The following is a 9417-nucleotide window of genomic DNA, read 5'->3' as shown; positions in this document are numbered from 1 at the left end:
GGATGATCCGGCCTGGCTGCGGTCGCTTAAATTCTGGAAACGGCATCTGCGCAGCCTGCTGGCTAAGGGCAGCGTTGCTACATCCTTACAGGCAGTACCTAACCTCCCTGTGCCCGCCTCTGCCCGGAACCCCTGGACACAAAAAATACCCTGGCAGCTGCTGCTGCGTCGCCACCTGCTGGTAAACCTGCTGCACAGGCTTCAGGAGGTGATCAGCATTGCCGAGCGCCACCGGCTGGAACTCCTCAGAACCTTCAGTGCCCTCAGCCTGCTGCCCGACCGCCAGCCGCAGCCCTCCCGCAGCGATTTGCTGCAGGAGATCCACCAGCGCAGGCAGCAGGCCCGCACCCTTCTGCTACAGGCCGGCGAGCAACTGCAGCGGCAGCTGGATGCCGTAACCGGGCGTCTGTACATAGAGCTGGAAAGAGACTATGGCAAGGCCGGCACCCTGGAGCTGCCTGCTGCCCTGCTGCGCCCCGCCCGCCTGCAAAAAGAAGAACAGCAGCGCCTCCTGAAAACCGAAGAGCTGCTCAGCCACTGGCAGAATGCCCGCCTGTCCGTCAGCAGCCGCTGCTGCCTGCTGCTACAGGTGTACCAGGCGGCCGATGGCCTGCAGGAGCAACACCAGACGGGCCGTCACCACTGGCTGGAAAGCCTGCAAAACGAGCTGGCCCCGGCCTTTGAAACGGTAGCAGACAGCCTGCAGACCCTTAGGCAGGAGCTGGCCCAGCCCCCCTTCCCGCAGCTTTTGGCCCTATTCGGGAGCAGCTGAGCCAGCAGCTTCCGCAACACCAGCTGGAGGCCGCAGCCCGGGTGCTTATGCAGCTGGGCCTGCCCGCCCGGGTACAGACGCTCAAAGATCCCTTTCAGGAAGTGCTGGCCTCCCTGCCTGCGCAAAGCACGCTAAACCAGCTGCCCGAGGGGGCCGAAGCAGGCCCTCTGCCGCCTGACCGGCTCGTTACCTTTAACCCCCGGGAACTGGCCGGCCTGGAGCTACTGCCCCAGACCGTACGCAGCCTCACCCAAAAAAGCAATGAGGTGCGCCAGCAGCTGGAAGAGATCCGGCAACGCCTGGGCGAGGTACCCGAGGCAGCCCTGTACAAGCTTACCGAAGCCCAGGCCTTTTTGGAGCAGCAGCCCGGGCAGGAGGAGCAGGCCCGGAGCATTGCCCTGGAAGGCATAGACCATGCCCGGCAGCAGATCAATGCCCTGGGCGATCGCCTGCAGCAGCTTACCACCACCATCTGGCAGGAACTGGAGCAGCTGGTTGTACAGATGAGCAACCACCTGCTGCAGCTCAGCAATCCGGAAATGGCCATCAGCCTGCAGCAACACCTGCAACGCAAAAAGAGCCGGAAGCAAAAAGCTGCAGAACAGAAGCGTAACAGCCTATCCAATACCCCCCTGCGGCGCCTGCAGGCCAGGCTTCAGCAACGGCTCAAAACTGCCGGGCAGGAACAGCATCGCTTTTGGGCACAACTGGGCCTGGAGGAGCCGCTGGCCTCCTCTCCCTCTGCCCCGGCCCTGCCCGACTACCTGGCCGAAAAAGAACAGGCCCTGCAGCGCCTGCCCTTTGTCTACCAGCGCCTCTTTACCCCCGAGCCCCTCCCTGACGAGCTGCTGCTGGTAGGCCGTACGGCCGAGCGCCATGAGCTGCAGGAAGCCAGCCGGCGCTGGCAGCAGGGGGTATTCTCCTCTCTGCTGCTGGTGGGCGAAGGCGGCAGCGGCAGCAGCAGCCTGCTCAGTCTGTTTGCAAAAAAACTACCCCCTGATACCCCTCTTGCCCGGCTGCCCCTGCAGGCAGGGATTGACAACAGGGTAGCGCTGGCCCGCCAGCTGGCACCCCTGCTGGGCCTGCCTGAGCATACGGCATGGGAAGCGCTGCAGGCCTGGCTCCGGCAGCCCCCGGCACCCCAGGTAGTGGTGGTAGAGGATATCCAGTACCTGTTTCGGCGCTGGATGGGGGGGCTGGCCCTGATGCACGATTTTCTGGATCTGGTAGCCGGCAGCAGCCGGCAGGTGCTCTGGCTGTGCAGCTGCTCGCTCTATGCCTGGAAGTACCTGCACCGAACCCTGGAGGATGCTCAGGCCTGGAGCCGGGTAGTGGAGCTGCAACCCTTTAGCCAGGCAGAGCTGCGGGAGCTCATCATGCGGCGCCACTTGCTAAGCGGCTACCAGCTCCAGTACGAGCCTGGCCCTCAGGAGCAGCGCCAGCCCATTAGCTCCCTGCCGGCAGAAGAAAAGCAAGCCTTACTGGAAGAGACCCTCTTTACGAATATGCACCGCTTTGCCCAGGGCAGCCTGCGCCTGGCGCTGCTGTACTGGCAATGGTCGGCGGTAGCGGTATCCAAAACCACCATTACGCTTAGGGCTTCCCTGCCCGGAGAGCCCGTACTGCCCGAGCAGCTGCAGCCCAACAGTTACTTTATGCTGCAGGCTCTGCTGCTGCACGGGCAGCTAACAGCCCCTGAGCTGTGCCGCATCCTCAACCAACCCGAGCGGCACTGCCGCAGCCAGCTGCAACTGCTCCACAAGCTGCAGCTTATTCTGGAGCAGGGCTCCGGCTATACCCTCAACCCCCTGCTCTACCGCCTGGTGGTAACCGTATTGAAACAAAAAAACCTGCTTCACTAATGAATAGTCTCCTCTCCCTATTCCGCCTTGGGCTGCTGCTTACACTGCTGTTCCTGTTGCAGCCCGGCCTGCTGCCCCTACAGGCCCAGGTGGCTCGCACCCCTGAACAAGCACAACTGCAGCCAGCAGCGGGGGAGCGGCCCCTGTCACAGCCTGCAGCTGTGGAGCAAGGCAGTGGGGGCCCCTCCCTTTCGCTGGACTCCCCGCTCTGGAACCTGTTTTGGGTAGTGGTGCTGCCGGCGCTGGGCTATGTGCTCATTCGCCTGCTTACGGCGGCGCTTCGCCTACGGGAAGAGCGCCACAAGGGCAAAGGGCTGGCTGATGGTCCCCTTCTTTCGCTCCTGCAGCTGCTGGTTTGGCTGGGGGTGCTGCTGGTACTGGCTACAATTCTGTTACCGGCCGGTGCCAGCCGGCTGGTGCTTTGGGGAGTTGTGGCGTTGGTGCTGGGCCTGGCCGCTCAGGATATGATCCGCAATACGCTGGCCGGCATCAGCCTGCTGCTGGCACCTCCTTTTTCCCTTGGGGATAAGATCTGGCTGGGAGAGCACTATGGTGAGGTGATAGGGGTAGGCCTGCGCCATACCCGCCTGCGTACCCAGGATGAGGGGGAGCTTGCCCTGCCCAATTCCCTATTTTTTACCCATAGCCTGCGCAATGCCACCGGTGGTGAAAGCAGCTGCCTGGTTGTAACCGAGCTATATTTACCCCCTGGCATTGATAGCGGCCGGGTGCGCCAGCTGGCGCTGGAAGCTGCCCATGTAAGCCGGTACATCTACCAGAACAAGCCCGTTGCGGTGCATTTTAGCCATGTGCTGCACCATACCAAAAGCTGGCTGAAAATGGAGCTCAAGGCCTATGTGCTGGACATACAGTATGAGCCTGCCTTTCGCACTGAGCTTACCGAGATCCTGATGCGGGAGCTCACACAGGCCGGCCTGCTGCAGGAAGACGTCCGCTAGCAGGAACCAAAAAGAGCCCGGCCGCTAAGCCGGGCTCCCGTTTGTTATTTCTGCAGCTGCAGCTATACCCGGCTGCCGGGCTGGTAGGGGGTCTTTAGCGACGTATGGATGTGCCGGAAGGTTTGGTTGAAGTCCATGGGTTGATCGGGCAGTATGGTTCTGGCCACCTTCAGGCCTTGGGGGGCAGCCCGCCGGGCAGGGCGGTCACTAACCGACTGCTGCAGTAACGATCCGCCTACAAGTTGAGAGACAGTCGCCAGATAATCTTCCGGGGTCCGGCCTTCCGGGGTACGGCCTTCCGGGGTTCGGCCTTCCGGGCTACGGTCTTCCTGAGCCCGGCTGTTTTCCAGGCTGGCAGTGGAGGCTGCAGCCGGTTGGGCCAGGGGCTGTTGGTGCTGGTAGAGGGCTTTTAGCTCCTGGTGAATGTGAAGAAAAGTTTGGTTAAAATCCAGCGGTTGATCGGGCAGGGTGGTTCTGGCAATGCGCAGGCCGGGAGTTGGGCTCAACAGGATCTCCTCCGCTGCTACTGCTTTTGGCGCTGCTGCAAGCAGTCCCTCCATCAGGGCTTTACCCAATCCTTCTACCCGCATTCTAAGTGCCCGCTCCAGCGATCGAATGCCGCCATTCAGTGATACTCCTACACTTAACATATCCAAATAAAAATTATCGCTCTTTGTGTTTTTACGTACTCGTGTTGGTTGGCCATCCACCAAAAGGCCGTTGCCGGAACCAGGGGCGAATCGAACACACACCTTGGTTTTGCACTAGTCCACAACTCAGAAAGGGGATGGGGGTGAGCGGCCTTTTTCAGTCCTGCTTCTGATCAGGAAGCACTTGTGTGGGGACCGCACGTACTCTCTATACGTGCAAGTAAGAAAAAAGTAACCTGAAGTAGATTTTAATTTTATTGCCTAGCATCTTCTTCAATCTCCTTTTCACTAAATTTTTACAGTCATATTGCTAACTATCAACCTATTAACTCCATGTGTTCATCGAAAAAAAATTTATGGCAACACATAAAATAAAAGAATGTTTAGGTAAAAATGGATAATACTACCTTTCAACCGACTAAACAGACAGGTAATAAATAAGGAATAAAATAAACAAAACGTGCCGGATATGCAGGTGGCACACGATCCCCTGCTGTCCTGTAGATGAACCGGAAAAGTACTACTCCTACAGGCATGCTTACCATCTGATCCAACGGCCTTAAGCCCAATTTCACAAGGGGTAAAATTTTAGCACAAAAGCATCATCTGCTGCCAGAGGATTCCGTATAGAGAAACATCAGCCGGGAAGATGGCTACAGGCAAAGCAGGCTGCAACACCCCCTTATTGTTATTCCTGCAGGCCTTTGCATTGCCAAACCTTTATACCCGCTACCCCCTTTTACCTGAGTACGCATGCTGAAGCAGCTTTTATCTTGTAGTGTTCTTGTTCTGTTCCTGGCCGGCTGTGCCCAGCACCGGGAAGCCGATCTGTCCGAAAAACGCCAGCAAGCCAATGGCGGTCTATTCTTTCTGAGTGATTCAATTCAGGGCCATCGGGTGAAGGAAGATCTGCGCTTCAATAAAAAGGGGTATGCCTTTGTACAGGAGGAGCCCATTCTCTCCCTGAGCGATGCGGAGCTTGGCTTTTTCTACGACTCGGTGATTGCCTCCGACACCTTTGCCCTGCTTACCTTTGACCTGAGCGACAGTGCGCTGCAGCAGTGGCAGGCCAAAACTGCAGGGGCCTCCCGCAAAAGAGTGGGACTGGTGGTAGATGAAGAGCTCATCCGCTGGTTTCCGCTCAGCAACAGCCCCTATCCCGCCCTGCAACTCTGCTACTGTGAGTACAGCCGAAACGAAATACAGGCGCTGGAGCAACGCCTGAAGGGACTGCCCCACTAAGCCTGCACCTCTGCCAGGCAACAGGAGCAGCCGCGCTCTCACCGGCACCCCTGGTAATCTCTACGGCTTTTTTGCTACCTTCGCAGCAGCTTGCGCCTCACCTTTTAGAACCGTTTATGCCCCTCCGCTCCATACCCCCCATCGACAGCATTATCTTTGACCTGGACGGTACCTTATGGGACTCTACCGCTACAGTAGCCCGTGCCTGGCAGGCCGCCGCCGGGCAGCTGGACTTTGCCCTGCACCCCATTACACAGGAAATGGTGCGCTCCATTACCGGCCTGCCCTATGATGTAATCTACCCAAGGTTATTTCCCCAGCTCAGTACCGGCCAGCTGGAGGAACTTAAGCGGCTTTGTGCCATAGAAGAGCTGGCCTTTCTGCAGCGGGAGGGCGGCAGGCTCTATCCCGGCCTGATGGATACCCTTCAGGCACTCCGCCGGCAGTACCCCCTTTTTATCGTCAGCAACTGCCAGAGCGGCTACATAGAGGTATTTTTGGAACATCACCGGCTGCAGCACTTCTTTCAGGATATTGAGTGTTTTGGCAATACAAAACGCAGCAAGGCCGATAATATCCGCCTCATCCGGGAGCGCAACAGCTTGCAGGCCCCCGTGTATGTAGGCGACACCATAGGCGATTACGAGGCCAGCAAAAGCAACCACATCCCCTTTATCTATACCACCTTTGGCTTTGGGCAGGTGCCGGAAGCCCATGCCCACATCAGCCATTTTGACCAGCTGCTGCAACTGGTAGCAGCAGGATAGCCTCTTTGCAACCCCCGTTCTAAAAAAATGCGGTCGGCAGCCAACCCTTAGGGCATGGGTCTGGTCATAGGGGTAAAGCCCCTCCTGCCATGCATAAAGTACTGATTGCCCTGCTGTCTGCCCTGCTCATTGCTGGCTGTGCCGATAGTTTTGAACAAAAGGTTGTAGAGGTGAAATTTATCAACCACACCGGCTACCCCATCCAGGACATTACGGTCAACGCTATTCCGGTAGGCGATCTGGCCCGGGGTAGCGCCAGCCCCTATCTGGTATTTGCCCGGTTTGGGACCGATACGGGCATGCCGGATGCTGACTTCAGGGGGCGGGTAGGCAACCAGCTGCTTGAATCGACCAGCCGCTATTACTGGTGCGGTACCCAAAAAGCCCCCCTGGCGCCCGGCCGCTATGAAGTAATTATTGAGCTGGTAACGCTATCTGAAGACGAACTACTTTTTGACCTGCGCTTTGTACCCTAAGCGCCTGTGTACCCTGCCTTACTTTTTTGATCTTCAGGATTGGTTTTGCTCATTTGCCAGTCCTGTTAAAGGCAAAAAAGCCCGGCCAGACTGGCCGGGCTTTTCTTTTTCGCTTTGCAGCTGCTCCTTAGCCTCCGGCGCGGTTCAGCTCCTCCAGCGTGGTGTTGCGGCGGCGAGCATCAAACTGCTCGCCTTTGCTAAAGCGGTAGCGCAGGTTAATGCCTATGCTGCGGTTAAAGAAGTACTGGTTAAACTGGTTTACATTTTCACCAATATTGGCGCCCCCTACCACACGCTGCCCCTTCAGGATATCATTGGCAGTAAGGCTCAGGTCCAGCTTGTCTTCCCAGAAGCTCTTTTTAAGGCCCAGGTTTACCCAGTGCTGCTTTTCAATCCGATACAACCCCCATACAACGGGCCCCTGATAGCCGGCATTCACCTCCAGGCGCAGCCCCAGCGGAAGCATTACGGTATGGTTTGACTGCAGCATGTAAAAGAGTTGCTTGTTGCGCACCAGCTGCCCATCCAATACCGAACTAAACTCCTGGCGGGCTACCACCAGTGTGTTGTTGCTATCCCACTTCTTATGAAACTTCACCGGGGCTATGGCCGTCATGCTCAGGTTTTGTGAGTCATCTACATTGCTGCGGTTAAATACAGTGGTACTGGTTTCTACATACTGGCTGGGCACTTCGGCAATAAAGTCTTTGGTAAGCTGGTACTCCAGCACCAGCGTATACTGCTGCTTAATGCTTTGGGTAAGGCTAATGGCGTGGGTATACTGCGGCCGCAGGTAGGGGTTGCCCTGCGCCCAGGTAAAGGGGTCCAGGTAGAAGATAAAGGGGTTCAACTGCTCGTAGTTGGGGCGCTGAATGCGGCGGCTGTAGTTCCAGTTCAGCTGGTACTGCTCGCTTACCTTCTGCTGCACAAACAGGCTGGGAAACAGGTTCAGGTAGCTGCGGTCCGTTACCTGACCGGTGGTAAGCGATTTGCCTTCGGACAGGGTCTGCTCGGCCCGCAGGCCGGCCTGCAGGGTAATGCGGCTGCCCAGCTTGCTGCTAAAATTGGCATAGGCCGCAAAAATGTTTTCTTTATAAATAAAGTGATTGGTGCGGTTAGGGTCTGGCAGGGGCGTTTCGGTATTGTGGAAGTAAAAGCGCAGATCATTATCAGAGATCACCCGGCTTACCTTGGCACCCAGCTCCAGGCGGCGTCCCTGGGGCAGGGGGCGGGTAAAATCTGCCTTGGCTGCATAGATATCATAACCGCTGGGATTTTCGCTCAGCAGAAAATCGCGCGTTACCGGTCTGGAGCTGGCCAGGGTATCATACAGGTTAAAAAAGCTGGCGCTGGTCTTATCGGTAATCCGTACATAATCCAGGTCGGCCGTAAGGGTAGTACCTACAGTATCAAGCCTGCCCTGGTAATGCAGATTGGTGGTGTAGTTGGAATAGCGGGAGGCCGTGAGGTTGCGGGCATCAATACGCAACAGGGGCTGCTGAGGAGCAGGGCCAATTTCGGTATCGGTGCGGAAGTCGAAGCTGGCATCCTGCAGGGCAATGTTGGCCATAAAGCCCAGGCTATGGCGGTCATTGAGGCTATAGTCTGAGCCAAAGCGCAGCGAGGGTGCCTTGCGGATCACTTCTTCCCGGGCATCCTGATGAAAGTAAACGGTTTCCTGCGGACCGGCAAATTCTCTGAAAAAGATCCCTTCGCGCCCCCGTACCCGCTGGGCGGCATCCAGGGTCAGAAAGGTGTTCCACTTGCCGGCTTTGTAGTTGATGGTACCCCCTGCAGAATAGCTGTTCAGGCGGTTATAGCTGTAGCCGGCATAGAGGCTGCCGTTCATGCCCCGCTGGTCATTCTTTTTCAGGTTGATGTTGAGAATGCCGGAAGACCCCTCAGCATCATATTTGGAGGAGGGGTTGGTGATAATCTCGATGTTTTTGATGTTTTCGGCCGACATGCCCTCCAGCATGTTGCGCAGCTCCTTGGCCGAAAGGTAGGTAAGGCGGCCATCAAGCATAATGGTTACCCCTGCCTTGCCATTAAGCTGCACGTTGCCGTCCTGATCGATGTAGACGCCGGGCGATTTTGCCAGCACCTCGTACGCGGTGCTGCCGGCAGCCAGGGCAGTACCCTCTACACTCACCACCATGCGATCGGCTTCCTGGGTGATGGTAGGGCGCAGGGCCTGTACGGTTACCTCCTGCAGGGTTTCTACATCTTCTTTAAGACCAAGGCTGCCAAAGTTTTTGGAGAAGCCCGGCCCGCTTACCTCAAAGGGGGCAGAGGTATAATCGGCAAAGCCTATGGCGGTAATGCGCAGCAGGTAGGTGCCGGCCGCCGGGCTGCTGATGGAAAATTCACCGCTGTCATTGCTTACAGCACCGGTAGCCAGGCGATTGTCACTGGCATGCAGCACCGCTACATTGGCATAGGCCACCGCAGCTCCACTGGTATCCAGCAGCTTGCCCCTAAGCCGGCCGGCCTCCTGGGCAAACAGCTGGCTGCAAAAAAGGAGCGACAATACAAAAAATTGAATACAGGTTTTCATAGGCCTCTGGAATAGGAGGCTAAGGTCTTTCTTTCCCGATCCATCCCAAACAAAATTTACGTTAGCGCCGTAAGCCTTTCCTGAGCGGAAAAAGTATAGGATTGGCAAATGCCCGCCCAGCTAAAACCGTCC

At 57.1% G+C, this 9417-nt stretch carries 8 protein-coding genes; 6 read left to right on the top strand and 2 right to left on the bottom strand.

Going from position 1 to position 9417, the window contains the following annotated elements:
- The 3 genes from ADICEAN_RS18735 to ADICEAN_RS18725 form a co-directional block, all read left to right on the top strand.
- A partial coding sequence (locus tag ADICEAN_RS18735; protein WP_040398214.1) for a hypothetical protein occupies window positions 1-772 on the top strand: 772 nt, incomplete at its 5' end.
- A 47-nt stretch (window positions 773-819) separates the two neighbouring features.
- Window positions 820-2634, top strand: a complete 1815-nt coding sequence (locus tag ADICEAN_RS18730; protein WP_009197235.1) for a hypothetical protein — start codon at window positions 820-822, stop codon at window positions 2632-2634.
- Entirely contained in the window at window positions 2634-3593 is a 960-nt protein-coding gene (locus ADICEAN_RS18725) for a mechanosensitive ion channel family protein (protein ID WP_009197234.1), read from the top strand. The genes ADICEAN_RS18730 and ADICEAN_RS18725 overlap by 1 nt, the downstream gene beginning before the upstream one ends.
- A gap of 62 nt (window positions 3594-3655) precedes the next feature.
- On the opposite strand, the gene ADICEAN_RS18720 is transcribed toward ADICEAN_RS18725, so the two are convergent.
- On the bottom strand, window positions 3656-4243 hold the full coding sequence (locus ADICEAN_RS18720; protein WP_009197233.1) for a hypothetical protein: 588 nt from the start codon (window positions 4241-4243) through the stop codon (window positions 3656-3658).
- Between the two features lie 753 nt (window positions 4244-4996).
- Between ADICEAN_RS18720 and ADICEAN_RS18715 the strand changes: the two genes are divergently transcribed.
- From ADICEAN_RS18715 to ADICEAN_RS18705, 3 genes are all read left to right on the top strand, one after another.
- On the top strand, window positions 4997-5485 hold the full coding sequence (locus ADICEAN_RS18715; protein ID WP_009197232.1) for a hypothetical protein: 489 nt from the start codon (window positions 4997-4999) through the stop codon (window positions 5483-5485).
- 116 nt (window positions 5486-5601) lie between these two features.
- A complete protein-coding gene (locus ADICEAN_RS18710) occupies window positions 5602-6252 on the top strand; it encodes an HAD family hydrolase (RefSeq protein WP_009197231.1) in 651 nt (216 codons plus the stop codon).
- Window positions 6253-6341: 89 nt separating this feature from the next.
- Window positions 6342-6728, top strand: a complete 387-nt coding sequence (locus ADICEAN_RS18705) for a hypothetical protein (protein ID WP_009197230.1) — start codon at window positions 6342-6344, stop codon at window positions 6726-6728.
- A gap of 127 nt (window positions 6729-6855) precedes the next feature.
- Here ADICEAN_RS18705 and ADICEAN_RS18700 read toward each other — a convergent pair whose 3' ends face one another.
- Window positions 6856-9285, bottom strand: coding sequence for an outer membrane beta-barrel protein (locus ADICEAN_RS18700; protein ID WP_009197229.1), 2430 nt, complete (start codon window positions 9283-9285; stop codon window positions 6856-6858).
- Window positions 9286-9417: the final 132 nt, after the last annotated feature.

Source organism: Cesiribacter andamanensis AMV16 (assembly GCF_000348925.1).
GTDB lineage: Bacteria > Bacteroidota > Bacteroidia > Cytophagales > Cyclobacteriaceae > Cesiribacter > Cesiribacter andamanensis.
This window is presented reverse-complemented; position numbering and strand designations above follow the sequence as displayed.